Annotated in this window: 29 protein-coding genes; 12 read left to right on the forward strand and 17 right to left on the reverse strand. The window is 73.3% G+C overall.

Annotated features, from left to right (window positions below):
• Positions 1 to 46: 46 nt before the first annotated feature.
• The 6 genes from ABD343_RS07285 to ABD343_RS07310 form a co-directional block, all read right to left on the reverse strand.
• Positions 47 to 619, reverse strand: a complete 573-nt coding sequence (locus ABD343_RS07285; protein ID WP_344525269.1) for a hypothetical protein — start codon at positions 617 to 619, stop codon at positions 47 to 49.
• Positions 616 to 1995 (reverse strand): hypothetical protein, encoded by a 1380-nt coding sequence (locus ABD343_RS07290; RefSeq protein ID WP_344525271.1) that lies wholly within the window; start codon positions 1993 to 1995, stop codon positions 616 to 618. Before ABD343_RS07290 ends, ABD343_RS07285 begins: the two co-directional genes overlap by 4 nt.
• Positions 1992 to 2861 carry an ABC transporter ATP-binding protein gene (locus tag ABD343_RS07295; RefSeq protein WP_344525273.1) on the reverse strand — a complete coding sequence of 290 codons (870 nt, stop codon included), beginning with the start codon at positions 2859 to 2861 and terminating at the stop codon, positions 1992 to 1994. The genes ABD343_RS07290 and ABD343_RS07295 overlap by 4 nt, the downstream gene beginning before the upstream one ends.
• Positions 2858 to 3799: a zf-HC2 domain-containing protein gene (locus ABD343_RS07300; RefSeq protein WP_344525275.1), complete on the reverse strand. Its 942-nt coding sequence runs from the start codon at positions 3797 to 3799 to the stop codon at positions 2858 to 2860. Before ABD343_RS07300 ends, ABD343_RS07295 begins: the two co-directional genes overlap by 4 nt.
• Positions 3796 to 4326 carry an RNA polymerase sigma factor gene (locus ABD343_RS07305; RefSeq protein ID WP_344525277.1) on the reverse strand — a complete coding sequence of 177 codons (531 nt, stop codon included), beginning with the start codon at positions 4324 to 4326 and terminating at the stop codon, positions 3796 to 3798. Before ABD343_RS07305 ends, ABD343_RS07300 begins: the two co-directional genes overlap by 4 nt.
• A gap of 109 nt (positions 4327 to 4435) precedes the next feature.
• Positions 4436 to 4831 carry a VOC family protein gene (locus ABD343_RS07310; protein WP_344525279.1) on the reverse strand — a complete coding sequence of 132 codons (396 nt, stop codon included), beginning with the start codon at positions 4829 to 4831 and terminating at the stop codon, positions 4436 to 4438.
• Between the two features lie 121 nt (positions 4832 to 4952).
• Between ABD343_RS07310 and ABD343_RS07315 the strand changes: the two genes are divergently transcribed.
• Positions 4953 to 5975 (forward strand): LysR family transcriptional regulator, encoded by a 1023-nt coding sequence (locus tag ABD343_RS07315; protein ID WP_344525281.1) that lies wholly within the window; start codon positions 4953 to 4955, stop codon positions 5973 to 5975.
• Here the strand turns inward: ABD343_RS07315 and ABD343_RS07320 are convergent.
• The 3 genes from ABD343_RS07320 to ABD343_RS07330 form a co-directional block, all read right to left on the reverse strand.
• Positions 5912 to 6862, reverse strand: a complete 951-nt coding sequence (locus ABD343_RS07320; RefSeq protein WP_344525283.1) for an alpha/beta hydrolase family protein — start codon at positions 6860 to 6862, stop codon at positions 5912 to 5914. The two genes, ABD343_RS07315 and ABD343_RS07320, sit on opposite strands and share 64 nt — an antisense overlap.
• A gap of 43 nt (positions 6863 to 6905) precedes the next feature.
• A complete protein-coding gene (locus tag ABD343_RS07325) occupies positions 6906 to 7247 on the reverse strand; it encodes a nuclear transport factor 2 family protein (protein WP_344525285.1) in 342 nt (113 codons plus the stop codon).
• A 124-nt stretch (positions 7248 to 7371) separates the two neighbouring features.
• Positions 7372 to 8604 (reverse strand): acyl-CoA dehydrogenase family protein, encoded by a 1233-nt coding sequence (locus tag ABD343_RS07330; protein WP_344525287.1) that lies wholly within the window; start codon positions 8602 to 8604, stop codon positions 7372 to 7374.
• A 193-nt stretch (positions 8605 to 8797) separates the two neighbouring features.
• Here ABD343_RS07330 and ABD343_RS07335 point away from each other — a divergent pair, with 193 nt between their 5' ends.
• A complete protein-coding gene (locus ABD343_RS07335) occupies positions 8798 to 9442 on the forward strand; it encodes a TetR/AcrR family transcriptional regulator (protein WP_344525289.1) in 645 nt (214 codons plus the stop codon).
• Between the two features lie 105 nt (positions 9443 to 9547).
• On the opposite strand, the gene def is transcribed toward ABD343_RS07335, so the two are convergent.
• Positions 9548 to 10081, reverse strand: a complete 534-nt coding sequence (gene def, locus ABD343_RS07340; RefSeq protein WP_344525291.1) for a peptide deformylase — start codon at positions 10079 to 10081, stop codon at positions 9548 to 9550.
• A gap of 119 nt (positions 10082 to 10200) precedes the next feature.
• Between def and ABD343_RS07345 the strand changes: the two genes are divergently transcribed.
• The 7 genes from ABD343_RS07345 (at position 10201) to ABD343_RS07375 (ending at position 14874) form a co-directional block, all read left to right on the forward strand.
• On the forward strand, positions 10201 to 11439 hold the full coding sequence (locus tag ABD343_RS07345) for a MurT ligase domain-containing protein (RefSeq protein WP_344525293.1): 1239 nt from the start codon (positions 10201 to 10203) through the stop codon (positions 11437 to 11439).
• Positions 11440 to 11496: 57 nt separating this feature from the next.
• Positions 11497 to 12225, forward strand: a complete 729-nt coding sequence (locus tag ABD343_RS07350; protein WP_344525295.1) for a type 1 glutamine amidotransferase — start codon at positions 11497 to 11499, stop codon at positions 12223 to 12225.
• A 130-nt stretch (positions 12226 to 12355) separates the two neighbouring features.
• Positions 12356 to 13309: a cytochrome c oxidase assembly protein gene (locus ABD343_RS07355; RefSeq protein WP_344525297.1), complete on the forward strand. Its 954-nt coding sequence runs from the start codon at positions 12356 to 12358 to the stop codon at positions 13307 to 13309.
• Between the two features lie 126 nt (positions 13310 to 13435).
• The gene (locus ABD343_RS07360) at positions 13436 to 13609 is read left to right on the forward strand and encodes a hypothetical protein (protein ID WP_344525299.1); all 174 of its coding nucleotides are present in this window, start codon (positions 13436 to 13438) and stop codon (positions 13607 to 13609) included.
• 76 nt (positions 13610 to 13685) lie between these two features.
• Positions 13686 to 14003, forward strand: coding sequence for a DUF6343 family protein (locus tag ABD343_RS07365; protein WP_344525301.1), 318 nt, complete (start codon positions 13686 to 13688; stop codon positions 14001 to 14003).
• Between the two features lie 62 nt (positions 14004 to 14065).
• Positions 14066 to 14383, forward strand: coding sequence for a PadR family transcriptional regulator (locus ABD343_RS07370; protein WP_344525303.1), 318 nt, complete (start codon positions 14066 to 14068; stop codon positions 14381 to 14383).
• A complete protein-coding gene (locus ABD343_RS07375) occupies positions 14380 to 14874 on the forward strand; it encodes a hypothetical protein (RefSeq protein WP_344525305.1) in 495 nt (164 codons plus the stop codon). Before ABD343_RS07370 ends, ABD343_RS07375 begins: the two co-directional genes overlap by 4 nt.
• Here ABD343_RS07375 and ABD343_RS07380 read toward each other — a convergent pair.
• A complete protein-coding gene (locus ABD343_RS07380; RefSeq protein WP_344525307.1) occupies positions 14786 to 16285 on the reverse strand; it encodes a sulfatase-like hydrolase/transferase in 1500 nt (499 codons plus the stop codon). The genes ABD343_RS07375 and ABD343_RS07380 overlap by 89 nt on opposite strands.
• 169 nt (positions 16286 to 16454) lie before the next feature.
• Here ABD343_RS07380 and ABD343_RS07385 point away from each other — a divergent pair, with 169 nt between their 5' ends.
• The 3 genes from ABD343_RS07385 to ABD343_RS07395 all read left to right on the forward strand — a co-directional run bounded on the left by ABD343_RS07385 (position 16455) and on the right by ABD343_RS07395 (position 19567).
• Positions 16455 to 17396: a D-alanyl-D-alanine carboxypeptidase family protein gene (locus ABD343_RS07385; protein WP_344525309.1), complete on the forward strand. Its 942-nt coding sequence runs from the start codon at positions 16455 to 16457 to the stop codon at positions 17394 to 17396.
• A gap of 293 nt (positions 17397 to 17689) precedes the next feature.
• Positions 17690 to 18433: a lysophospholipid acyltransferase family protein gene (locus tag ABD343_RS07390; RefSeq protein WP_344525311.1), complete on the forward strand. Its 744-nt coding sequence runs from the start codon at positions 17690 to 17692 to the stop codon at positions 18431 to 18433.
• 87 nt (positions 18434 to 18520) lie between these two features.
• Entirely contained in the window at positions 18521 to 19567 is a 1047-nt protein-coding gene (locus ABD343_RS07395) for an NAD-dependent epimerase/dehydratase family protein (RefSeq protein ID WP_344525312.1), read from the forward strand.
• A 122-nt stretch (positions 19568 to 19689) separates the two neighbouring features.
• On the opposite strand, the gene ABD343_RS07400 is transcribed toward ABD343_RS07395, so the two are convergent.
• The 6 genes from ABD343_RS07400 to ABD343_RS07425 form a co-directional block, all read right to left on the reverse strand.
• Positions 19690 to 21363 (reverse strand): alpha/beta hydrolase, encoded by a 1674-nt coding sequence (locus ABD343_RS07400; RefSeq protein WP_344525314.1) that lies wholly within the window; start codon positions 21361 to 21363, stop codon positions 19690 to 19692.
• Between the two features lie 84 nt (positions 21364 to 21447).
• A complete protein-coding gene (locus ABD343_RS07405) occupies positions 21448 to 22245 on the reverse strand; it encodes an urease accessory protein UreD (RefSeq protein ID WP_344525316.1) in 798 nt (265 codons plus the stop codon).
• Entirely contained in the window at positions 22242 to 22973 is a 732-nt protein-coding gene (gene ureG, locus ABD343_RS07410) for an urease accessory protein UreG (RefSeq protein WP_344525318.1), read from the reverse strand. The genes ABD343_RS07405 and ureG overlap by 4 nt, the downstream gene beginning before the upstream one ends.
• A 26-nt stretch (positions 22974 to 22999) precedes the next feature.
• Complete coding sequence (locus ABD343_RS07415; RefSeq protein ID WP_344525320.1) at positions 23000 to 23668, reverse strand: urease accessory protein UreF; 669 nt, start codon at positions 23666 to 23668, stop codon at positions 23000 to 23002.
• The gene (locus tag ABD343_RS07420; RefSeq protein ID WP_344525322.1) at positions 23668 to 25389 is read right to left on the reverse strand and encodes an urease subunit alpha; all 1722 of its coding nucleotides are present in this window, start codon (positions 25387 to 25389) and stop codon (positions 23668 to 23670) included. The genes ABD343_RS07415 and ABD343_RS07420 overlap by 1 nt, the downstream gene beginning before the upstream one ends.
• The gene (locus ABD343_RS07425) at positions 25382 to 25693 is read right to left on the reverse strand and encodes an urease subunit beta (RefSeq protein WP_344525324.1); all 312 of its coding nucleotides are present in this window, start codon (positions 25691 to 25693) and stop codon (positions 25382 to 25384) included. The genes ABD343_RS07420 and ABD343_RS07425 overlap by 8 nt, the downstream gene beginning before the upstream one ends.
• Positions 25694 to 25695 lie beyond the last annotated feature (2 nt).

The raw sequence follows: 25695 nt of genomic DNA on the forward strand, positions 1-25695 counted from the left end.
GCGCGAGAGGGGCCGGTCCCCCTTCCGCCGCCCCGGGGGAAGCGGCCTAGCGGCGGGGACCCGCGAGGGCGTACGTGCCCGTGCCGAGCAGCAGCAGGGCGAGGGCCGTCCAGGTGCCCTGGGGCGAGTCCGGGGGCAGGAGCATCCAGGTGGCGATCCGGGCCGGCGCGTTGTCCGGGGGCGGGGCGAAGAGCGCGCAGGAGAGCCAGGCGAGGGGCGGCGTCCAGGCGTACGGGGCGCCGCACAGGGCCGCGCCGAGCGCCGCGAGGCCCATCAGGCCCGCGCCGTCGCGGACGACGAAGGCGGTGGTGCCGAGGTCCTCGCCCATCGTCTGCGCCAGCAGCAGCGCCGCGCCCGCGGCGGCGCCCGCGAGGAGCACGTGCGCCGCCCTGCGGGGCGCCCAGCGGATCGCGGCCGTACGGTCGAGCGCGCGGTCCTGGCCGCCGAGACCGGCCGAGGCCGCCGAGACGCCCGCGGCGAGGGCGAGCGCGGCCAGTTGGGGATCGCCCGTGCCCCCGCCGCCCCGTCCGAGGGCCCACACCGCGACGGCGCAGACGAGCATCGCGGCGAGCGCCGCGGGCACCTGGCGCGAGCGCGCGTAGAGCGTCAGCCACCTCATCGGGGGGCACCGCCCGGCAGCGTGGCGAGGGGGTCGTCCTCGCAGGAGAGGGCGGCGGCGCGCAGGTCCTCGATCCGCGCACGCTGTTCGGCTCGGGGCAGCGCCCGGAACGCGCGCCAGACGGGACGGGCGGTCTCGTTCTGGTCGCCGACCCGGTGCGCGGTGCCCCGGAACGGCTTGAGGTCGCCGAGGACCCAGCCCGCCGCGACGCTCTGCGCGGCGAGGTCCCCGAGCGTGCCGCTCTCGCTCTGGCTGCGCGGCATGCAGGCCGGGGCAAGGCCCTGGGCGAGCAGCGCACGGGTCAGCTCCCCGCCCTTCGCGGCGGCGATCATCCCGTCGTCGAAGTCGACGAGCACGGTGTCGCGGGAGCGTTCCGGCGTGTCGCCGAGCCCCCGCAGGGCGGTGCTCTCGCGGATCCTCTCCGGTGCCTCGTCGCCGAGTGCGCCGCGCAGCAGGCGCAGCGCCTTCCGGCCCGGGCCCGCGAGGTCGTCGAGGCGCGTCTCGTGCGTCTTCGTCACGCACACCGGGCCGTCGCACACGAGGGCCGCGGCGGCCTTGTCCACGACGTACGTCCGGCGCGGCTCGGCGGGCAGGACGAGCAGGGCGAGGACCGCACCCGCCAGTACGGGCGCGAGGGCGAGGACCCGGCCGCGCGGGGTCGCGGCGGCCAGCAGCGCGAAGCCCGTCGCGGCCATGCCGAGCAGCCAGAGCGTCTGCCCGAGGTGCACGGAGGCGGAGAGGGTGAGCAGCACCTCGCGCACCTCGGGGGCCGCCGGGGACAGCAGCGAGAGCCGGTTGGGCACGGCGGCCGAGGGGACGGCCGACTCCGCCGACACCCGCAGGAGGGTGGTGAACACGAGGGCGCCCACCGTCAGCGCGGGCGGGGTCAGCGCCGAGGGCAGCGCCCGGGCCAGCCCCATGCCCAGGACGGCGCCCGCGACGAGGGAGAGCGCGCCCACCAGCGAGACCGGAACCCAGCCCAGGTGCGGGTACGCGGAACCGGCGAGGACCCGCACCCCGCCCGTGAGAACGAGCAGCGCGAAGGACGAGACGAGGGCGAGCGCCGTCGTGCCCGTGAGCGCGGCCGCGCGGTGCCAGGCGGGCCGGGGCGTGCTCGTCAGCAGCTCGCCCGTCCTCGCCCGGTGATCGCGCAGCCCCTGGAGCGCGCCGAGCCCCACGGCCAGCGGCCACAGATAGATGAGCAGGGTCCGGGTCCACAGGGCCACGGACGTCCACTGGGCCGTCCACCGCACGGTGCCCCTGCTCCACGGCCCGGGGATCAGATACAGGAACGCGAGCGCGCAGGCGAGGAGCAGGGCGCCTGCCCACGGGGCGACGGAACGCCGCAGTTCGATGCGCAGGACACGGCCGTTCACCAGGTGCCCCTCTCCCGGCCGCCGTCGGCGAGGAGCGCCGAGTAGCCGCGCTCCAGCGGGCTGTCGCCGACGTCCTCGGGGCCGCCCGCCGCCGCGAGTTCGTCCGGGGTGCCCTGGAAGACGAGGCGGCCCTCGGCGAAGAGCACCACGTCGGTGCAGGCCGCCGCGACATCCTCGACCAGGTGGGTCGAGACGACCACGCAGGTGTCCAGGCCCAGTTCCTGGAGCAGTTCGCGGAAGCGCAGCCGCTGCGCGGGGTCCAGGCCGACGGTCGGCTCGTCCAGGAGCAGGACGGCGGGGTCGTTGACGAGGGCCTGGGCGATGCCGACGCGCCGTACCATGCCGCCCGAGAGCGTCTTCATCCGCGCGTCGGCGCGGTCGGCGAGCCCGACGCGCTCCACGGCCCGCTGCACGGCGCCGGGCACCTCCGCCTTGGGCACCTCCTTGAGCCAGGCCATGTACTCGACGAACTCGCGCACCGTGAAGCGCTTGTAGTAGCCGAACTCCTGCGGCAGATAGCCGATCCGGCGCCGCAGCGCCCGCTGGTCGCCCGTACGGGCCGCGCCACCCGTACGGCCCGTGCCGCCCGTGCCGCCCACCGGCGTGCCCAGCAGTTCCAGGCCGCCCCCGGCCGGGCGCACCACGGTGGCCAGCGCGCGGATGAGGGTCGTCTTGCCCGCGCCGTTGGGCCCGAGGAGCCCGTGCACGCCCGTGCCCAGCGACAGATCGAGCCCGTCGACGGCCATCCGTCTCCTGCCTGCTCTGACCTTCAGCCCGGTGGCCCGGATCTGCCAGGCGTACGTCGTCGGGGCGAGGTCGGCCGCGGTCACCGCGGGCGTCATGTGGGGGTCCTTTCCGTGGGTCATCGATGGGCTCCCAGCACGGCGTACGCGCCCCCGCGGGCGAGGACGACGCCGGTGCCGAGCGCAAGAACCAGTCCCCAGACGGGCAGCCCTGCGGGGCTCAGGGCGAGGGCGGTGCGGCCCGCGGCCAGGGTCGGCGCGGCGATCAGCGCCGCCCACGCCGCGACCAGCGCGACGGCCGCGCGGGTGACCCCGATGACGCCGCCGAGTGCCAGCGTCGCCGAGGTGAACGCGAGGCAGGGCAGCAGCCATTGGGCCACCATCACGCCCGTCGCCCAGCCGCCCGCCAGCAGCGCGGGCACGACCACGGCGAGCACCGAAGCGGTACGCCGCAGCACCAGGTCGAGCCCGGCCCTGGGCGCCGCGGCCGTCAGCTCGTACGCCGGGTCCAGGCCGCGCGACCACGACGCCGCGACGCCGAACACGGGCAGGACCGGCGCGACGAGCAGCACCGTCGACGCCTCGCCGAGTCCGGCACCGGTCAGGTCGAGCAGGAGCGCGGCCACGGTCACGCTCACGACCATGGCGAGCCACGGCACCATCGCGGGGGTCAGCCATCCCGAAAGCCGCCCCGAAAGCCGCCCCGGGAGTCGCCCCGAGAGCCGCCCGGGCAGCCGCGCGGCGGCGCGCGTCCGCGACCGGCTCCCGGCCGCCGCGGCGGCCTCGGCCGCCACCCGGGGCTCCAGCTCCGACCACACGGTGCCGACGAGCGCGGCCGTGCCGGGCGCGTGTGCCATGACGGCGGCGGACAGCCGCTCCCTGCACTCCGCGCACGCCTCCAGATGGGACTCCAGCGCCCACACCTCGTCGGCCGCGAGGCCCGCGCCGCCCGGCCCGGCACCACTACCGCCACGCGCGGCACCGTCACCGCCGCGCGCGTAGGCGTCGATGAGCCGCGCCGACGCGTGGTCCCCGCCCGTACTGCTCCTCGTGCCGCTCATGCCAGCGCCTTCCGCATCGCGATCCGCGCCCGGCGGGCGCGCGTCTTGACCGTGCCCTCGGGCAGCCCGAGCAGGACCGCGGTCTCCCGGACGGACAGTCCGTCGAGGACCAGGGCCTGCAGTACGTGCCTGAGTTCCGGGGCGAGGTCCCGCAGGGCGTCCCCGACGTCGCCGCCGACGGTCCCCGCGAGCGCCTCCTCCTCGGCGGCGGGGGCCGCGTCCGGGGGCGCGGCGGCGGCCGGCGGCTCGGCGTGGTGGGCCCGGCGCCTGAAGGCGTCGACGAGGCGGCGCGCCGCGATCGTCCACAGCCAGCCGACGGCGGTCCCGCCCACCGACGATCCCGCGAAGGCGCCCGCCGCGCGCCACACCGCCAGATACGTCTCCTGCATCACCTCGGCGACGATCTGCTCGTCCGCGCAGCGGCGGCGCAGCCGCACGGCCATCCACGGGGCGGTGCGGCGGTACAGCTCCTCGAACGCGGCGCGGTCGCCCCTGGCGACCAGGCGGACGAGGCGTTCCTCGTCCACCGTGCCCACCTCGCCCGATCCCTTCCTGACTGATCTCACACCTGCCAGACGCCCGCACCGGGCGGCAGGTTTTCCCCTCGGGGTGACTCCCGTCACACCCGCCGCACGGTCACCCCTCGGCGTCCTGCGGGTACCAGCGCAGCTCCACCGTGTTGCCGTCCGGGTCCCGGACGTAGAGCGAGGTGGCCGTGCCGCGGGCGCCGAAGCGGTCCACGGGCCCCTCGACGACGTCGAACGTCCCCGACTCGATGACCTCTTCCCAGTCCACCGGGTCCACGGTCAGGCAGAGATGGTCGACGTTGGACTCGCCCCGGTCACGGCTGAACAGGTCGATGATGGTCTCCGGGGTGACCCGCACGGACGGGAAGGGCACCTTGCCCGCGCGCCACTCCTCGACCCGCACGGGCTCCAGGCCGAGGGTCCCGGCGTAGAACTCCAGCGAACGTTCGACGTCCCCGACGTTGAGGACGAGGTGGTCGAACGCCTTCACGCGCACAGTGGTCATGTCGTCTCCTGAGTGGTCACGGCGGCTCCCGCACGGGAGCGACTCCTACGATCGGCCGCGGCGCGTGCCTCATCAAGGCAGAATCGCGGGACGACCGTTGAGCAGGACTCAACGATCGCCCGTGAGGAACGCCGACACTGGAGCCGCCGTGCTGGACCGGTTGGAGACCGAGACCTTCCTGACGCTCGCCGAAGAACTGCACTTCGGGCGGACGGCCGAACGGCTGAGGGTCACGACGGGCCGGGTCAGCCAGCTCGTCAAGAAGCTGGAACGCCGGGTGGGCGGGCAGCTCTTCGAGCGCACCAGCCGCACCGTCCGCCTGACCCCCGTCGGGCGGCAGCTCGCCGACGACCTGACGCCTCTCGTCGCCGCGATGGACGCGGCGCTGCGCAGGGCGTCGGACGCCAGCCGCGGGGTCACGGGCGAGCTGCGAGTCGCGTTCCTCGGCGTCTGGACGGCGCCGGTGCTGCTCCGGGCGGTCAGCCTGTTCAGCGAGCGGCACCCCGACTGCCGGGTCCAGGTGCGCGAGGTCCAGCTCGCCGACTCCCGGGCGAGCCTGCTGGACGGCTCGGTGGACCTGCTGCTCGCCTCCTTCCCGTTCGACGGCATGGCCTGCGGGCCCGCGCTGCTGACGGAGCGTCGCGTGCTCGCCGTACCGGCCGGGCACCCGCTGGCCGACGAGGACTCGGTGTCCCTCGAAGTGCTCGCGGAGCACCCTGTGGTGCAGTACCCGCGCGTGACCTCGGCGGCGTTCAAACGGGACCGTACGCCCGACCGCACACCCTCGGGCAGGCCGGTGCCGAAGGGGCCCGCCGGCGGGTCGTATTCGGAGATGCTCACGCTCGTCGCGATGGGCGAGGGCGTCCTCCCCGTCGGCGAGCAGTCCCGGCACTACTTCCCCCGGCCGGACATCGTCTACGTGCCGCTGCACGACGCGCCGCCGATCGAACGGGGCCTGATCTGGCCCGAGGGCAACACGACGGAACGGATACGCGCGTTCGTACGGGCCGCGGACGACGCGGCGGCCTCCCTCCCGAACGCCACCGCTGCCGACGCCGCTGCCGCTGCCGCTGCCGACGCTCAGCCGCCCCCTCGGCGTTCGCCCGCGCGCTCGCGCAGCCAGCGGACCGCCGCGTCGGGGTAGCCGGGGGCGAACCGCGTCCCGCCGTCCACCTGGACGCGGTGGTCGCCGTCGGGGAACAGCTCCACGGTCAGCGTCGCGCGCGGATCGCGACCGGCCTCGCCGTGCGCGGCGGCGAGCAGGCGGACGCTCTCGGCGACGGGGACCAGCGGGTCGGCGGCGCCGAAGACGGCCAGATACGGACAGCGCAGCGCGCGCACCCCGGGCAGCGGGTCGTGGTCCTGCTTGCGGGCGAGGAACGCCCAGAGGCCCGCGTCCGGTTCACCCCACAGCCCCGCCACCCACGGCGGGCTCCCGGCCTCGGCGACGAGCCTTCGGACCTCGCCGAAGTCCGCGCCGCGCCGCCCCGCCTCGATCAGGCTGTCGTAGAGGCGGAGGGCCGGGGAGGAGGATTCGGCGCGCGCCGTCCCGGAGTCCCGTACGAGGTTCGACAGCTCGTACCGCCCCTGCTCCGCGGGGGTCACCGCCGGGCAGCCGCTGGTGACGGTCCAGGGGACGTCGTCCCGGCCGGTTGCCGCCAGCAGGGCCGCCCAGCCGCCCTCGCTGTGGCCGAAGAAGCCGACCCGTGCCGCGTCCACCCCGGGCGTGCTGCACAGGTGTTCACGCGCGGCGGACGCGTCGGCGGCCAGGTCCTCCAGAGTGCCCGCGCGCCAGTCACCCGAGGAGGCGCCCACGCCTCTCTTGTCGTACGAGAGCACGGCGAAGCCCGCCTCCGCCAGCCTCGCGCGCAGCAGCGGGAAGTACGTGCCGTTGTCCCGGTCCGAGTCCCCGGACCCGCCGATCAGGACCACGCCGGGCACGTCCCCGCTCTCCCTGCGGGGCAGCGCCAAGGTGCCCGCGAGGCGCCCGGCGCCACCGGCGAAGGCGGCCTCGCTCCCTGTCCACGACATCGGATGCCCCTTCTGTGAGTCCGCCGGGCGGGGCAACGCCCCGTCAGACGATCTCCATCCGGGCGATCAGCCCCTCGCGCAGCTCGTAGACGTGCCGCACCTGGCCGTCCCACAGCACCTCGCCCGCCGGGCCGGTGGCCCGCTGATGCACCTCGACGGTCACGCGCCCGTCGGCCTCCGTCGTGACCTCCAGCGGCTCGACCCGCGAGTCCGCCTCGGCCCACTGCCGCCGCCAGTACGTCCGCACCGCGTCCCGCCCCTGCACCCGGCCGCCCTCCCAGCCGTTGGGCCAGTCCACGTCGGGCGTCATCTCGGCCAGGAGCGCGTCGGTGTCACGGGAGTTGAAGGCGTCGTAGAGCGCCCGGAACCGCTGTTCGTCTGCCATGACCCCATGCTGACGCCTCCCGTGCCGCACGGCACGGAACATCGCCACCGGCGAACACCGGCTCCCCTCGGCGGAAGCGCGAGGGAAGGGATTCCGGTGCGGCCGAGGGACGGGCGGCGGGGTTCTAGCGGATCGGGACACCCGAGATCGTGCGGGCGATGACGAGGCGCTGGATCTCGCTCGTGCCCTCGAAGATGGAGTAGATCGCGGCGTCGCGGTGCATGCGCTCGACCGGGTATTCGCGGGTGAAGCCGTTGCCCCCGAGGATCTGCATGGCCTGGGCGGTGACCGTCTTCGCGGTCTCGCCCGCGAAGAGCTTCGACATCGAACCCTCGGCCGCCTCGAACTTGCGGCCCGCGGCGGCCATCCAGGAGGCGCGCCAGACCAGGAGGCGGGCGGCGTCGATGCGGGTGCGCATGTCGGCCAACTGGAAGGCGATGCCCTGGTTGTCGATGATGGGGCGGCCGAACTGGACGCGGGTCTTGGCGTAGTCGAGCGCGACCTCGTACGCGGCGCGGGCGATGCCGACGGCCTGCGCGCCGACGGCGGGGCGGGAGGCCTCGAACGTGGCCATCGCCGCGTTCTTCACCCGCTCGCCGCCCTTCTTGGCCCGCTCCCGCGCCCGCGCGAGGCGCTCGTCCAGCTTCTCCTTGCCGCCGAGCAGGCAGTGCCCGGGCACCTTGACGTCCTCCAGGACGACCTCGGCGGTGTGCGAGGCGCGGATGCCGTGCTTCTTGAACTTCTGGCCCTGCGAGAGGCCCGGGGTGTCCGGCGGGATGATGAAGGAGGCGTGGCCCTTGGAGCCCAGCTCGGGGTCGACCACGGCGACGACGACGTGGACGTTGGCGATGCCGCCGTTCGTCGCCCAGGTCTTGGTGCCGTTGAGGGTCCACTCGTCCTTGGCCTCGTCGTAGACGGCGCGGGTGCGCATGGCCGAGACGTCGGAGCCCGCGTCGGGTTCCGAGGAGCAGAAGGCGGCGACCTTCACGTCGCTGGCGTCGCCGTACATCTGGGGTATCCAGGTGCCGATCTGCTCCTCGGTGCCGTTGGCGACGACGCCGATCGCCGCCAGGCCGGTGCCGACGATGGAGAGGGCGATCCCCGCGTCGCCCCAGAACAGTTCCTCCATGGCCATGGGGATGCCGAGCCCGGTCGGGTCGAAGAACTGCTGGGCGTAGAAGTCGAGGGAGTACAGGCCGATCTTGGCGGCCTCCTGGATGATCGGCCAGGGCGTCTCCTCGCGCTCGTCCCACTCGGCGGCGGCGGGGCGGATCACGTCGGCGGCGAACCCGTGGAGCCAGTCGCGGACTTCCTTCTGGTCGTCGTTCAGGTCAAGCGCAAACTGGGAATCGGCCATCGCCGTCACCCTCCGCCGTTCTCGTCCGGTAGTTACCATGAGTAATAGGAGTGGCGGTCAGTCTGTTACCCGCCAGTAAGGCATGTCAACTCCCCGGCCCGGCCGCGGTCCCGGAAGGGGCCCGGAGGGGCCCCGGAGGAAATGCAGTACGTTGCGCGGGGGAGCAAGCGACCGGAGGGGCGGGGAGGCACGCATGGGGACCACGCGGCAGGACGAGCAGGCGAGCGCCGCCGAGCGGCGGCGGCAGGAACTGCTGGAGGCCGCCGACAAGGTGGTGCTCAGGGACGGCCCCGGCGCCTCGATGAACGCGATCGCCGCCGAGGCGGGCATCACCAAGCCCATCCTCTACCGGCACTTCGGCGACAAGGGCGGGCTCTACCGCGCCCTCGCCGTCCGGCACACCGACGCGCTGCTGGACGCGCTGCGCGCCGCGCTCGACGCGCCCCGCGACCGCCGCGAACGGGTGGAGGCCACGCTCGACACCTACCTCGCCGCGATCGAGGCGCGCCCGCAGGTCTACCGCTTCCTGATGCACCCGGCGGAGGACTCCCCCGCCAGCGAGCGGGGCTTCGACGTCGGCCAGCACTCGGCCCCGCTGCTGCGCCGGCTCGGCGAGGAGCTGGCCAAGGTCATCGCCGAACGGGTCGATCTGGGCCCGGAGAGCGAGGAGCTGGCCCGCGTCTGGGGCCACGGCATCGTCGGCATGATGCACGCGGCGGGCGACTGGTGGCTCCGCGACCGCCCCTGCGACCGCGCGACACTGGTCCGCCACCTAGCGGACCTCCTCTGGGGCCGCCTGGCGGCAGCGGGCGACAGGGTGGGCGGCCCGGGCTTCTGAGCGCCCCCGAAGGGGCGCGGGGAACTGCGCGACCAGCCACAGCACACCCGCAGTCGGCGAAGCACGCCCAGGGGCACACCCCCGGATCCGCCCGCCCGGAATCGCTCAGTCGAGGAATTGACGAGCCGCCCGCAGCGCACGAGCGCGACGCAGCCCGGCGAGACGGTCGACGAACAGCCCCCCGTCCAGGTGGTCGTACTCATGCTGAAGGCACCGCGCGAAAAAGCCCGTGCCCTCGATACGCACAGGACGCCCCTCCAGATCCTCACCCTCGACGACGGCCTCATCGGCACGCGGCGTCCCGTACTCCAGCCCCGGCAGGGAGAGGCACCCCTCCGGCCCCCGCACCGTGACGCCGCCGGTCGACACGAGCCGGGGGTTCAGGACGTGACCCCGGTGGCGTCGGTCCTCGTCGTCGGGGCAGTCGTAGACGAAGATCCGCAGCGGCAATCCGACCTGGCACGCGGCAAGACCCACGCCCCGCGCCGCGTACATCGTGGCGTACATGTCCTCGATCAACCGGGCCAGGGGCCGGTCCTCGACGGTCACCGCGCGTGCCGCGCTACGCAGCACGGGGTCGCCGTACGTCCGCAGGGGGCGTACGGTGCCGGAGCCGCCGGGGATGCTGCCACGTCGCATGGGTGCCAGCGTACGCGGAACGCCACCGAGTTGATCTTCGAAGGGGTGGCGCGGTCAGGGGGTCCACCGGATCTCGGTAGGCTTCTCTTCTACGCGAGGGGCAAGGAGGTTCAGACACGATGGCAGGCAACACGGAGCCGCTGTCGGCGCGGTCGCGGCTGGCCGTGACGGCGGGCAGGGCCGCGGCGGCGGTGTCGCGGGCTGCGGGCCGCGGCAGCGGATCGGTGATCGGCGGGAAGGTCGCGCTCAGGCTCGATCCCGACCTCCTCCAGCGGCTCGCCACGCACCTGGACGTGGTCCTGGTGTCCGCGACGAACGGGAAGACGACGACGACGCGACTGATCGCCGAGGCCCTGCGCGCCAACGGCGAGGTGGTGTCGAACGCGCTGGGCGCCAACATGCCTGCCGGGATCACCTCGGCCCTCGCGGGCGGGTCGAACGCGCGGTACGGCGTGATCGAGGTCGACGAGAAGTATCTCGCGGGTGTCGCGCGCGACGTGACGCCCAAGGCCATCGCGCTGCTGAACCTGTCGCGCGACCAGCTCGACCGCGCCGCGGAGACGCGGATGCTGGCCGAGCGCTGGCGCGAGGGTCTCTCGGGCCAGAAGGCCGTGATCATCGCGAACGCGGACGACCCGCTCGTGGTCTGGGCGGCCTCCTCCTCGCCGAACGTGGTGTGGGTGGCCGCGGGCCAGGAGTGGAAGGACGACGCCTGGTCGTGCCCGGCGTGCGGCGGCGTGATGCAGCGCCCCGGCGACGACTGGTTCTGCGCGGAGTGCGGCTTCCGCCGCCCCACGCCGAGCTGGGCCCTCTCGGGCGACCACGTCCTCGACCCGCACGGCTCGGCCTGGCCGATCCACCTCCAGCTCCCGGGCCGCGCGAACAAGGCGAACGCGACCACGTCCGCCGCCGTCGCCGCCGCCTTCGGCGTGCCGCCGCAGACGGCACTGGAGCGGATGTACACGGTGCAGGCCGTCGCGGGCCGTTACGACGTGGTGCAGTACGAGGGCCGGGACATCCGGCTGCTGCTCGCGAAGAACCCGGCCGGGTGGCTGGAGACGTTCTCGCTGATCGACGGGCCGCCGGCGCCGGTGATCCTGTCGGTGAACGCGCGCGGCGCGGACGGCACGGACACCTCCTGGCTGTGGGACGTGGACTACGGCCGCCTGGCGGGCCACCCGATCTGTGTGATCGGTGACCGTAAGCTGGACCTGGCGGTGCGGCTGGAGGTGGCGGGCGTCGACTTCCAGGTGTGCGAGAGCGCGCAGGACGCGGTGCACCGGTGCCCTCCGGGCCGTATCGAGGCCATCGCGAACTACACCGCGTTCCAGGACCTGCGCCGTGTCGTCGGCAACTGACGGCGTGGCCCTCCCGGACCTCTTCGAACCCTTCGAACCGCTGAAGGAGCTGGCGGCATGAGTAACGCGAGTCTGCGGCTGGTGTGGGTCTACCCGGACCTGCTGAGCACGTACGGCGACCAGGGGAACGCGCTGGTGGTGGAGCGGCGCGCGCGGCAGCGCGGGCTCGACGTGCAGCGGCTGGACGTGCGCTCGGACCAGCCGATCCCGACGTCCGGGGACATCTATCTGATCGGCGGCGGCGAGGACCGGCCGCAGCGGCTGGCGGCCGAGCGGCTGCTGCGCGACGGCGGGCTGAACCGCGCCGCGGAGAACGGCGCGATCATCTTCTCCGTCTGCGCGGGCTACCAGATCATGGGCCACGAGTTCGTCAACGACCTGGGCGAGCGTTCGCCCGGTCTGGGGCTTCTCGACGTGACGAGCACGCGCGGCGAGGCCGAGCGGTGCGTGGGCGACGTCCTCGGCGACATCGACGAGCACCTGCGGCTGCCGCAGCTCACCGGCTTCGAGAACCACCAGGGCATCACGCACCTGGGCCCGGGCGCGCGCCCGCTGGCGCGGGTGCGGCTCGGGAAGGGGAACGGGACGGGGGACGGCACCGAGGGCGCGTGGAACGACACGGTCTTCGGGACGTACATGCACGGCCCGGTCCTCGCGCGCAATCCGCAGATCGCGGACCTGCTGATCAAGCTGTCCCTCGATGTGAACGCGCTGCCGCCGGTCGACGACCGCTGGTACGAGGCGCTGCGCGACGAGCGGATCGCGGCGGCGACACAGCCCGCCTGACCGGACCGCCCGACCGGACCGCCGGCCCCCGCCCGGAACCGCCCGTCCGGCCCGACCCCGCCGGGGACGGGCCGGACGGGCGGTTCTAGTCTGGTGCGGACGGGGCGAAACTGGAGAAAGCAGGAGAGGGATGGATCACGGCGGCCACGGCATGATGATGGACCTGCCGCCCTTCACGCTCGCGCGGGGGCTGGAGTTCACCGGCGAGCCGTTCTTCCTGGTGGGGTGCCTGCTGGCGCTGGCCCTGTACGGGTGGGGCGTGGCGCGGCTGCGGCGACGCGGAGACGCGTGGCCGGTGGGGCGCACGGTCGCCTTCGTCGTCGGCGTGCTGACGGTGGCGCTGGTGATGTGCACGGCGCTGAACGAGTACGGGATGGTGCTCTTCAGCGTGCACATGGTGCAGCACATGGTGATCAGCATGCTCTCGCCGATCCTGCTGCTCCTGGGCGCCCCGGTGACGCTGACGCTGCGCGCGCTGCCCTCGGCGAACCGCAGCCAGGGGGCCCGCAGGGGGCCGCGCGAGCTGCTGGTGGCGCTGCTGCACAGCCGCTACATGCGGGTGATCACGCACCCGGTCTTCACGATCCCGCTGTTCATCGCGAGCCTCTACGCGCTCTACTTCACCCCGCTCTTCGACTTCCTCATGGAGTCCAAGGCCGGGCACATCGCGATGATGGTGCACTTCCTCGCCGTGGGCCTCGTCTTCTTCTGGCCGATCATGGGCGTGGACCCGGGGCCGCACCGGCCCGGTTACGTGATGCGGATGCTGGAGCTGTTCGCGGGGATGCCGTTCCACGCGTTCTTCGGCATCGCGCTGATGATGGCCACGGAGCCGATGATCGGCACGTACGCGCACCCTCCGGAGTCGCTCGGCGTCAGCGCGCTCTCGGACCAGCAGGCGGCGGGCGGCATCGCCTGGGCGTTCAGCGAGATCCCGTCGGTGATCGTGCTCATCGCGCTGGTCTTCCAGTGGTACGTCTCCGAGCAGCGCCAGGCCCGTCGCCGCGACCGCCGGGCCGACCGGGACGGGGACAAGGAGCTGGCGGCGTACAACGCGTACCTCGCCTCGCTCCAGGGGCGGTAGACGTGAGGCGGTAGACAGACGCGCCAGTAGCGCGCGGGGCCGCGACCGGGTGACGATGGAACCTGGCCGCGGCCCTTGTGCGTGCGCGACCCGTGCTCCCCGGGGCCGCCGGGAGGAGGTGCGGTGATGCCTGGGATGACAGGGATGCCCGGCTCGGTGAAGACGATGACGGTGTTCACCGTCGTGGGGCTCGTGGTGGTGACCGCGTACACGGTGGCGCTGGGCAGCAGCGGCTGGCTCTGGTTCCTGTGGGTGGTGCTGGGCCTGATCACGCTGGGCGTGGTGACCGCGCGTAACTAGCGGTACGGGGGTTCGCGAGGGACCGTGGGAGGTGAGGGGGGTCGGGGGGCTGGCAGCACTCGCGCCAGGAGGAGGCATGGACGACAGGCCACGGGAGCCCGTTCCCCGGTCGCGGTCGGGGGTCTACGGGCGCCGTCATGAACGGACAGGGACCGAACCCACCACGGCGCGCAGCTCCCTCCGCCTGAGGCTCCTGCTCTCGGCGGGCTTCGCGCCGGTCTTCCTGGCCGCCGCCGTGGGCTTCGGCCTCTGGGCGGACGCCTCGGACCCCGGCACCTCCCCGGGCAGCGGCCCGCTGTGGGGGATCGCCGCGGCATGCGCGCTGCTGGGGCTGCTGGCCCTGGTGGACGTCTGCGTGGTCAGGGCCCGGCAGCGCAGGGAGCGGGGCGGCTGACGCGGGACCGTAGGCATACTTCGTTCTCGATATACGCTCGGGAGCGTGGAACCCTGGGTGCCATGGCTTCGATTCGCCTTACCCGTCCGACACTTGAGGTTCTCAAGGTGCTCCTGGCGGCGACCGAGGACGATCCCGCCTGGGGACTGAAGATCTGCGAGGAGGCGGACCTCGGCTCCGGGACCGTGTATCCGATCCTCGACCGGCTCGCCGAGCACGGCTGGGTCACCAGCCGGAGAGAGACCGAGCCCCACCCCGGGCGACCGGCGCGGCGCTACTACGAGCTGACGGCCCTGGGACTGCGCGCCACGCGGGAGGCCCGGACCCGCAAGCCCCGGTTCTTCGGCCTGCGGACCACGTCCGAGGGAGGCGCGGCATGACGGCCACCGGACCGGACCGGCGGGAGGCCGACGGCCCGGACGCCGCGGCCGTCGTGGCCGTTCTCGCACCGGTCCTCGCCGGTGTCGCCGCCGTCATCTTCCTCGTCACGGGATTCGCCCTCCGGCTGATTCCCCAGGAGCCGCGGATGGCGGACCACCTGGTCGCCGCGGGCTGGTTCTTCTCGGCCACCACCGTGGCGGCCGTCGCGATGGCGTTCGGTTTCCTGTTCGTCACCGCCTACCGGGCATCCCGGGCGCACCGGGCCCCGGAGCCGGGCAGGCACTCGCTGGGCCTGGCCTCCCTCATCGCCGGGCGGGGCAGGCCCCACCTGCGCGAGGAGTGGGCCGCCGTCCTGGCGGGCGAGGACGGCGAGACCCCCTCGGCCCTCGGCCTCTGCCCTCTCAGGCGAATTCGGCCCGCTCGATCTCGCGCAGCCGGGCGAAGCGGTCGCGGAGTTCGGTGCGGCGGGCCGGGTCGTGGGCGAGGTTGATCCGCTCGTGCGGGTCCTCGCGGAGGTCGTACAGCTCGTGGTCGTTGTCGTCGAAGGCGGCGTCGGGGCCGAAGAGCATGGGGGTGGCCGGGGGGACAGTGGGCTGGTCGGCGACGAGGCCGCCGCCCACGCCGTAGTAGCGGGCGTACTTGTGGCGGCCGTCGAAGACCCCGCGGATCGCGTACCGGTTCTGCTGGACGCGGCGGGTGTGGACGGCCTCCTGCGCGAACAGGACGTGCTCGCGCACGGACGCGGACGGGTCGGCGAACACCGGGGTGAGGTCCGTGCCGCGGAACGCGGGGTCGGGGGTGACGCCCGCGAGGGCGCAGACCGTGGTCGCCAGGTCGACGTGGGAGGAGAGCGCGCTCGTGACGGTGCCGGGGCGGGTGAGTCCGGGGACCTTCGCGTAGAAGGGCACCTTCATGATCTCGTTGTAGACGAACGGCCCCTTGGAGCGCAGGCCGTGCGAGCCGCACATGTCGCCGTGGTCGGAGGTGAAGAGGACGACGGTGTCGTCCCAGCGCCCGGCGGCCTCCAGGGCGGTCAGGACGGTGCCGAGGCTCTCGTCGGCGAGCTGGTGGAGCCGGGCGTAGTAGTCGAGGTGGCGCAGCCAGGCCTTGGTGTCGCCCGGGTCGATGTGGCCCCAGAGGCTGTGCTGCTGGTCGTACCGCCACTGGCGCTGGACGGCGGGCTTGGAGTGCAGGTCGTCGTCGAAGTTGGCGGGGAGCCGGTCGAACAGTTCGTCGTAGGGCTCGTCGTACGCGGGCACGGCCTCGCCCCTGCCCCACTCCCCCGTGCCGAGGAACCGGCGGACCATGGCGAGCTGTTCGGGGTGGGCGCGCTGGTAGTCCGGCTGGTCGAGGGGATACCACATGACGTCGTGCGGGTTGACGAGCGCGACCGTCAGGAACCAGGGCTCCGGCCCGCTCTCGGCGTTCCGCGTGATCCAGCGCGCGGCGGACTCGGCGATGACGGGGTCGAAGTGGACGCCGGTCCCGGCCATGCCCATCCAGTGGTGGTCGTTGCCGTCCCAGTCGGCGTACCCGTAGGCGGCCATGTCGGGATGGGCGCCGGTGGAGAGGTGCCATTTGCCGAGGTACGCGCTCCGGTACCCGGCGTCGCGCAGGACGGAGCCGATCGTGGGGACGGCGGCGGGGAGTTCGGGCTGCCAGGGAAAGATGATGTTCTCGGCGACGTGGTGCTGCGGGACGTACTGGCCCGTCATCATCGTGGCGCGGGACGGGGAGCACGGGGAGGAGTGCGTCCAGTGGTCGGTGAACTCCAGCCCCTCCGCGAGGAGCCGTTCGCGCCAGGGCAGCCGTAACCCCTCGGGCAGCCAGTCGCGCTGGCGCTCCTGGTCGGAGACGAGGAGCAGGATGTCGGGGCGGGTGCGCCCGGGGCTCGGGTTCATGGGATGTCCCTTCCGCTCGGCGGTGTGCGGACGCGGGACAGTGCAGCACCGGTCGCCGCAACCTGCCAGGGCCGTGGCGGCCGGGCGGAGCGGAGCGAACCCTTCCGGTGTCTGTCACGTAGCGGAGGAGGCAAGCCGCAGTTCCAACGATACGGAGCACCGCTTCCTCATGAACGCCAGAATTGTCAGGAAACTCACGCTGCGCAACGGCGTCATCGCCTTCGCCGGCGGCGCCGTGCTGCTCACCGCCACCCCCTTGGTCGGCTGGGCCGTCGCCTCGCACGAGGACCCGCCGCCCGAGGTCGCCGCCAAGGGCGCCGTGCTGCTGGACGCCGAGAGCGGCGACGAGCTGTTCGACAAGGGCGCCGACACCGCTCGCCCGATGGCCAGCACCGCGAAGATCATGACCGCGACCGTGGTCCTGGACACCCCGCATCTCGACATGAACCGGCAGGTCCCGGTCCGCCAGGCGTACCGCGACTACGTCACCAAGAACCACTCCAGCACCGCCGACCTCCAGACCGGCGACAAGATGACGGTCCGCCAGCTCCTGTACGCGACGCTGCTGCCGTCCGGCGCGGACGCCGCGTACGCCCTCGCCGACACCTTCGGCCACGGGGAGAGCCGCGCGGAGCGGGTCAGGTCGTTCATCGGGAAGATGAACGGCAAGGCCCGCGAACTCGGCCTCGAGAAGACGAGGTTCGGCACCTTCGACGGCAGCAGGAAGGCGGTCAGCACCCCGGCCGAGCTGGCCCGGCTGGCCCGGCACGCCATGAAGAACGAGACCTTCGGTGCGATCGTGAAGCGCAAGAAGGTCAAGGAGGAGGCACCGGCGGCCAACGGCCGTACCCGCTACTACACCTGGAACAGCACCAACCTGCTGCTCGGCGAGTACGACGGGGTCGTGGGTATCAAGACCGGCACGAACAGCAAGGCGGGCGAGTGCCTGGTCTTCGCCGCCGAGCGCGACGGCAAGACCCTCGTCGGCACCGTCCTGAACAGCAAGGACCGTTTCATGGACGCGGCCAAGCTGCTGGACCACGGATTCGGGGCCGACGACGCGAAGGACGTGAAGCTCCCCGAGCCCGCCTCGGAGGAACGGCAGGACTGAGGACCCGCCACGAGCCCGGGGCCCCGGGGCGCGCGATCCCGGGGCCTCGGGCCCCGGAACGGGACGTCTCCGGCGTCCGGTGACGTTCGACGTAGTTCGACGTAGTGACCGGACCGGCGCGGCGGGCGATAGTGCGGTATGTGCTCTTGCCCCGCGAGCGGCGCGGATACGATCGGGCGCCACGGCCCGCGTCCCGCGCCGCTCATGGTGACGGTGGACGGCGGGCCCGAGGTGCTGTCAGCCGGCTCAGGAAGAGCCCCGGTGAGCCGAAGCGGCGGAGAGGGAGACGTCCCGTGTTCTACTACGTGCTGAAGTATGTGGTACTGGGGCCGATACTGCGGCTGGTGTTCCGGCCGCGGATCGAGGGTCTGGAGCATGTGCCCGACGAGGGCGCGGCGATCGTGGCGGGCAACCATCTGTCGTTCTCCGACCATTTCCTGATGCCCGCGATCCTGCGGCGCCGCATCACGTTCCTGGCGAAGGCCGAGTACTTCACGGGTCCGGGCCTCAAGGGACGGCTGACGGCGGCGTTCTTCCGCAGCGCGGGGCAGATCCCGGTGGACCGCTCGGGCAAGGGCGCCGGGCAGGCGGCGATCGACGAGGGCCTCGGGGTGCTGCGCAAGGGCGAGTTGCTCGGCATCTACCCGGAGGGGACGCGCTCGCACGACGGCCGGCTCTACAAGGGGCGGGTCGGGGTGGCCGCGATGGCGCTCGGCGCGGGCGTGAAGGTGATCCCCTGCGCGATGGTCGGGACGTTCGAACTCCAGCCCCCGGGACGGAAGCTGCCGAAGATCGGGCGCGTGACGATCCGCTTCGGGGAGCCGCTGGACTTCTCCCGGTTCGCGGGGATGGAGAACGAGCGGGTGGCGCTGCGGGCCATCACCGACGAGATCATCCAGGGCATCATGCAGCTCTCCGGCCAGGAGTACGTGGACATGTACGCGCCCGACGCGAAGGCCGCGCTGGCCGCCGAGCGCGAGAAGGCGAAGGCGGCGCGAGGCCGTTCGCTGCGCGGAAGGGGCCGGGGCGCGGCCTGACCCCCCCGGTTGGTTCGCGGCACCAACTTTTTCCGCGCTCGGCGAACTCCCCGCAAGGGCCCCTCCGTACAGACCTAGCCTGCGGACATGACTCAGGGATCACGGGCCTTCGTGCTCGGCGCGACGGGGCAGATAGGACGGGCGGCCGTACGGGCGCTCGTCGCCGACGGCTGGGAGGTGACCGCCGCCGCGCGCGGAGCGGAGCGGGACGGTTCGTGGCCGGACGGGGTGCGCCCGGTCGCCCTCGACCGGGACGAGGAGGGGGCGCTGGCGGCGGCCGTCGGCGAGGACCACGCGCTGCTGGTGGACACCTGGACGATGGCGCCCGCGCACACCCGTCAGTTGACGGAGCTGGCGGGCCGGGTGGGCTCCGCCGTGGTGATCTCCACGGGCGCCGTGTACGCGGACGAGCGGGGCCGCAGCTTCATGACGCAGGACGAGCCGGACGGCTTCCCGCACTATCCGGTCCCGATCCCCGAGACGCAGCCCACCGTGCCGCCCGGCGACCAGGACTACGGCTCGTACAAGGCGCTGATGGAGCAGGAGCTGCTCGCGCTCGGCGAGCGGATGCCGGTGACGCTGCTGCGCGCGGGCGCGGTGCACGGGACGCACAGCCGGATGCCGCGCGAGCTGTGGTTCGTCAAGCGGTGGCTGGACGGCAGGCGGGTGCGGATCCTCGCGTACGGGGGCCGCAGCCGCTTCCACCCCTCCCACGTGGACAACGTCGCCGAGCTGGTGCGCCTGGCGGCCCGCCGTCCGGGCCCGCGGGTGCTCAACGCGGCGGACCCGGACGCCCCGTCGGTCGCGCGGATCGCCGAGCTGATGGACGCCGTCCTCGGTACCGAGGTCGAGACGGTGCTGCTGCAGGGCGCCCCGCCCGAGGACGCGCCGACGGTGGGCGCGACGCCCTGGTCGCTCCCGGAGCCGGTCGTGTTCGACATGACGGCGGCGGAACGGGAGCTGGGCTACCGCGCGGTGACCACGTACGAGGCGGCGCTGCCGGAGACGGTGGAGTGGCTGACGGCGCGGATGCGGGAGGGCGACTGGCGCGAGGCCTTCCCGCACCTGGCGGCGGGGAGCGAGATGTTCGACTACGAGGCCGAGGACCGCTGGCTCGCGGAGCACCGCCGCTGAGCCGAGGAGCCGACGAGCCGACGAGCGGCGGACGCGCCGGGGCAGCGGACCTGGCCCGGGATGCGGACATGCCGAGGGGCGGCCGGTGGTGATCCGGCCGCCCCTCGCCCGTACGCCCGCTGTTACTTCACGGCCGGGACCGCGACGGAAGCGGCCTTGGCCGCCGCCTTCTTCGCGGACTGCTCCGGCTGGGGCGTGGCGTGCGGGCCGCACGTCACGTCCTTGGCGTCGACGGTGCCCTTGAGCAGGTAGGCGTCGACGCGCTTGTTGATGCACTCGTTCTTCAGGTTGGTGATGCCGTGCGAGCCCGCGTCCTTCTCGGTGATCAGGCGGGAGCCCTTGAGCCGCTTGTGCAGCTCGACGCCGCCCGGGTACGGGGTGGCCGCGTCACGGGTGGCCTGGATCATCAGGACCGGGTGCGAGGTCTTGGCCTTGATGTCCAGCGCCTTGTGCTGCTTGAGCGGCCAGACCGCGCAGGGGTAGTTCATCCACGCGTTGGACCAGGTGAGGAAGGGGTACTTCTCGTGGAGCCGGGTGTTGTCCCGGTCCCAGGTCTTCCAGTCGCGCGGCCACTGCGCGTCGTTGCACTCGACGGCGGTGTAGACGGCGTTGCCGTTCTCGCTGGCCTTGTTGCCCGCGACGTCCGACATGTCGGGGCCCGCGGCCTCGATCAGCGGCTTCTCGTCACCCTTGACGTACGCCGACCAGGTCGAGGCGACCTCGGCCCAGGCGGAGTCGTAGTAGGGCGCGCTCTGGAAGAAGCCGGTCAGCTCCTCGGTGCCCACGACGCCGCCGATGGGGTCCTTCTTGGCGGTGGCGCGCAGGTCGTTCCAGCGCTTCTCGATCTTCTCGGGAGTGGCGCCCAGCCCGTAGACGTCGTTGTGCTCGGCCGCCCACTCCTTCCAGTCCTCCCAGCGCGTCTGGAACGCGACGTCCTGGTCCAGGTTGACGTCGTACCAGATCTTCTTCGGCGACGGGTTCACGATGCTGTCCGTGACCATGCGCCGGATGTGGTTCGGGAAGAGCTCGGCGTAGACGGCGCCCATGTAGGTGCCGTAGGAGACGCCGAGGAAGTTGAGCTTCTTGTCGCCGAGCGCCGCGCGGAGGACGTCGAGGTCACGGGCCGCGTTGGGCGTGGTGAGCGAGGCGACGAGGTCCTTGTCGTTGCGCTCCGCGCAGCCGTCCGCGTACTCCTTGGCGGTCTTGCGGTGGGCCCGCTTGTCCGCCTCGTCCTGCGGGATGGCGTCCGGCTTGGGGGCCTTGACCCACTCCTGCGGGTCCGCGCAGGAGATCGGCGCCGAGTGGCCGACGCCGCGCGGGTCGAAGCCCACGAAGTCGTAGGCGGTGGCGGCCTTGGCCCACAGCGGGTTCTTGTCCGGGATACGGGCCGGGAAGCGCAGGCCCGAGCCGCCGGGACCGCCGGGGTTGTAGACGAGCGAACCCTGGCGCTCCTTCTTGCTGCCGGTGCTCACGGCACGGTCGACGGCGATCTTGATCTTCTTGCCGTTCGGCTTGGCGTAGTCGACGGGAACCGTGACCCACCCGCACTGGATGGGGGCCTTCAGCCCCCAGTCCTTCGGGCAGTCCTTCCAGTCGATGCCGGTCTTGGCGGCGCGCGCGGCGGCCAGCTTCACGCCCCTGGCCTCGGCCTGGGACTGCTGCCCTGCCTGCTGGGCCTTCTGGGCCCGGTCCGCGGTGCCGTCCGCGAAGGCGGACGGAACGGATATGAGCCCCGCGGTCAGCGCTCCCGCGGCGAGGGTTCCCGCTGCGGCTATCGCCGCCTTGCGTCTCTTCACGTGTCTGCCTCCCCCTGGTGGGTGGTGTGTCAGGAGGATCTTTCTCCCTCACCGGCGGTAAGTGACAGGCCGCACCTGTGATCTTTACCAAGACGTGAATATGTGCGACCGGTCGAGCAGCCGTCGGAGCTGGAGCGCGTCCGGCGCGACGGCTGTCACCAGGATCGCCGGTCCGGCGGCGAGCGGAGTGACCACGGCGGTCTCCCCCAGGACCCGCGGACCGGGCGGTTCCGCCCCGAAGTCCGGGTCCACGACGAGGAGTTGGCCCACGGCCCGGTGCTCCCGGCCGATCACCGCGCCGCTCGCCCATCCGGGTGCTCCGGGGCCGAGATCGAGCCGCTGGTCCAGCAGCGGACGTCCCCCGCGGCGCACGGTGAGCCGGGTGCCGAGCCGCCCCGGCCCCTCCCCCGTACGGCCCAGCACCTGCTCGTCGCGGAGCACGAGCCGCGCGGAAGGGGCCAGGTCCACGCGGAGGTGCTGGCGCAGATCGCTGCCCGCCGCCGAGATGAGGGGCTCCGGGAGCCAGTGCGCGGTGGCGCCGTCGGCGACATCGAGGCGTACGTCGTAGCGGGCGGGCTCCTGCGCCTCCCCCGTACGGCCCGGGAGGCCCGGCAGCGCGATGGTGGCCGCGCTGCCGTCCACACGCAGCGCCGCGCCCTCCCCCACCTCGGCCTCGACGGCGAGCCGGTCGCCGGTCAGCGGCGCGCTCATCGCCCCGACGAGCGTGACCCGGGCCCGCGCCGGGTCGGCCGACCGCGTACGCCGCAGCGCGAAGGGGCCCTCGCCGCTGAGCACGGGCAGCGCGGTACGGCCCCGGGCGTCCACGACGGCGGCGATACGGGCGGTCGCGCGGACGCCCGAGGGCGGGAGGGCGGTCGTCATGCGGCCGAGGAGACGGGAGAGGCCGCGCGCCAGGCGTCGAGCTGAGCGCGGACCCAGTCGGCGACGGGCCCGACGCCGCTCTCGCCCCGCAGCGACTGGAAGATGACGGGAAGCTCGCCGCGCTGGGCCTTGGCGTCGCGCGCCATGCCCTCCAGGTCGGAGCCGACGTAGGGCGCGAGGTCGGTCTTGTTGACGACGAGCAGGTCGGCGGTGGTGACGCCGGGCCCGCCCTTGCGGGGGATGTCGTCGCCGCCCGCGACGTCGATCACGAAGATCTGCGCGTCGATGAGGCCCTTGGAGAAGGTCGCGGTGAGGTTGTCGCCGCCGGACTCGACGAGGATCAGGTCGAGCGGCCCGACCCCCTCGGAAGAAAATGCTGTCTCCAGGTCCTCCACCGCCTCCAGGTTGGCGGAGATGTCGTCGCGGATCGCGGTGTGCGGGCAGGCGCCGGTCTCCACGGCGGTGATCCGCTCGGGCGGCAGCACGGCCTCGCGCAGCAGGAAGGCGGCGTCCTCGCAGGTGTAGATGTCGTTGGTGACGACGGCGAGGGAGAGCGTGTCGCGCAGGGCGCGGCAGAGTGCGGCGACGGTGGCGGTCTTGCCGGAGCCCACGGGCCCGCCGAGCCCGACGCGCAGCGCGCGGCGCGTGCCGTCGGCGCGGGTGGGGTGGGCGGCGCCGTGGGTGTGGCGCTCGGGGAACATCTCGTCGAGTTCGTGATCGAGGTGCATGGGTGAACGTTCCTTTCGAGGGGGGCTCAGGACGCGAACAGCCGTACGGGCCAGGTCGCGTGGGCCTCGGCGGTGATGTCCAGCAGCGGTCCCGAGGCGGCGGGCAGCGCGCCGGGGTCGCCGGTCGCGGCGGCGTCGGCGGCCTCCCGCGCCACCGCGTCGATCTCGGGCGCGAGCCGCGCGAGCACGGCCGTCGCGTCGAAGGGGTCGAGGCTGAGCAGGCGTACGGCGGCGGTGGCCGGGCCGCCGGCGTTCTCGTACGCGGCGGCGTACGCGGCGTCCAGCGGGCCGAGCCCCGCCGAGCGCGCCGCGAGCCCGAGCACGACGGGCTGGTGCGCGCCCTTGGGCCGGGCCGCGGCGAGCGCGTCCAGCTCGGGGCCCGGCCAGGCGGCGCGGGCCGCGCGCATCATCTGCCGGCCCAGCTTGCGGGCGGTGCGGCGCAGCGCGGGCGAGGGCGTACGGGCGTCGGCCTCCTCGTCCAGGACGAGGGGGTCGAACGCGCCGCTCGCCGCGGCGGCCGCCAGGCCGGCGGCCGTCAGCCCGGCGGTGTGCAGCCGCCCGCGGCAGAACGCCGCGAGCGACGGCACGTCCGTGAGGCGGCCCGCCTTCACGGCTGCTTCCGCGCCGCCCGAGTGGGCGTGGCCGCCCGCCGGGAAGCGGCCGTCGGCCAGGACGAGGAGTGCGGCTCGGGACATCAGAAGAGGAAGTAGCGTTGGGCCATGGGCAGTTCGGGCGCCGGGTCGGGCGTGACCGGGGTGCCGTCGATGGTGACGGTGAAGGTGTCGGGGCTGACCTTGACGTCCGGGCGGGCGTCGTTCTCACGCATGTCGGCCTTGGTGACGGGGCGGGTGTCGCTGATGGCGACGAACCGCTTCCCGAGTTCGAGGCGTTCGGCGAGCCCGTCGTCGAGGGCCGTCTCCGTCACGAAGTTGACGGAGTTGGAGCCGGGCGCCCGGCCCGTGGCGCCGAACATCCGGCGGGGCAGCACCGGTTGCGGGGTCGGGATGGACGCGTTGGCGTCGCCGACCTGCGCGTAGGCGATCTGCCCGCCCTTGATCACGGTCTGCGGCTTGACCCCGAAGAACGCCGGGTCCCACAGCACCAGATCGGCGAGCTTGCCGGGCTCGACGGAGCCGATCTCGGCGTCCATGCCCTGCGCGACGGCGGGGTTGATCGTGTACTTGGCGACGTAGCGCCGGGCCCTGCGGTTGTCGGCCTCGCCGTCCCCGGGGAGGGCCCCGTACCGCTTCTTCATCACGTGCGCGGTCTGCCAGGTGCGCAGCACGACCTCGCCGATACGGCCCATGGCCTGGGAGTCGGAGGAGATGATCGAGATGGCGCCGAGGTCGTGCAGGGTGTCCTCGGCGGCGATCGTGCTGGGCCGGATGCGGGACTCGGCGAAGGCGAGGTCCTCGGGCACGGCGGGGTTGAGGTGGTGGCAGACCATCAGCATGTCGAGGTGCTCCTCGACGGTGTTGACGGTGTGCGGCCGGGTCGGATTGGTCGAGGACGGCAGCACGTTGGGCTCGCCGACGACGGTGATGATGTCCGGCGCGTGCCCACCGCCCGCGCCCTCGGTGTGGTACGCGTGGATGCCGCGTCCGGCGATGGCGGCGAGGGTGTCGCCGACGAACCCGGCCTCGTTGAGGGTGTCCGTGTGGATGGCGAGCTGGGCCCCGGTATCGCCGCAGACGCTCAGGCAGGCGTCGATGGTCGCGGGGGTCGCGCCCCAGTCCTCGTGGATCTTGAACCCGACGGCGCCGCCGCGCAGTTGAGCGAGCATCGCGTCGCGGGAGACGGTGTTGCCCTTGCCGAGCAGGCCGACGTTGACGGGCAGCCCGTCCATGCCCTCCAGGGTGCGGGCGAGGTGCCAGGCGCCGGGGGTGATGGTGGTGGCCTTGGAGCCCTCGGCGGGCCCGGTGCCGCCGCCGACGAGCGTGGTGATGCCGGAGGCGAGGGCCTCGTCGATCAGTTGGGGGCAGATGAAGTGGACGTGCGCGTCGATGGCCCCGGCGGTGAGGATCTTGCCGTTGCCCGCGATGATCTCGGTCTCGGGGCCGATGACGAGGTCGGGGTGGACCCCGTCCATCGTATCGGGGTTCCCGGCCTTGCCCAGCGCGACGATACGGCCGTCGCGAATCCCGATGTCGGCCTTGACGACGCCCCAGTGGTCGAGGACGAGCGCGCCGGTGATCACGGTGTCGGGGGCGCCCTCGGCGCGGGTGGTACGGGCCTGGCCCATCGACTCGCGGATGACCTTCCCGCCCCCGAACACGGCCTCGTCGCCGGAGCGTCCTGGACCGCCGGAGCGGTCCTCCTCGATCTCGACGACCAGCCCGGTGTCGGCCAGCCGTATCCGGTCGCCGGTGGTCGGGCCGAAGAGATCGGCGTAGGCGGGACGGGAGAGCTCAGGCATCGAGGGGGCCTCCGATGGTGCCGCGGAGACCGGCGACGACGCGCTTGCCGCGGAGAGGGACGAGGGTGATGTCGACGGGGATGCCGGGCTCGAAACGGACGGCCGTGCCGGCGGCGACGTTCAGCCGCTTGCCGCGTGCCGCCTCCCGGTCGAAGTCGAGCCCGGGATTCGCCTCGGCGAAGTGGTAGTGGGAGCCGACCTGGACGGGCCGGTCGGCGGTGTTGAGCACGGTCAGCCGCGTCTCCTCGGCGCCCTCGTTGACGGTCACGGGCGTCGCGGCGTAGAGGATCTCTCCGGGAATCATGA

The organism is Streptomyces albiaxialis, from assembly GCF_039530985.1.
GTDB lineage: Bacteria > Actinomycetota > Actinomycetes > Streptomycetales > Streptomycetaceae > Streptomyces > Streptomyces albiaxialis.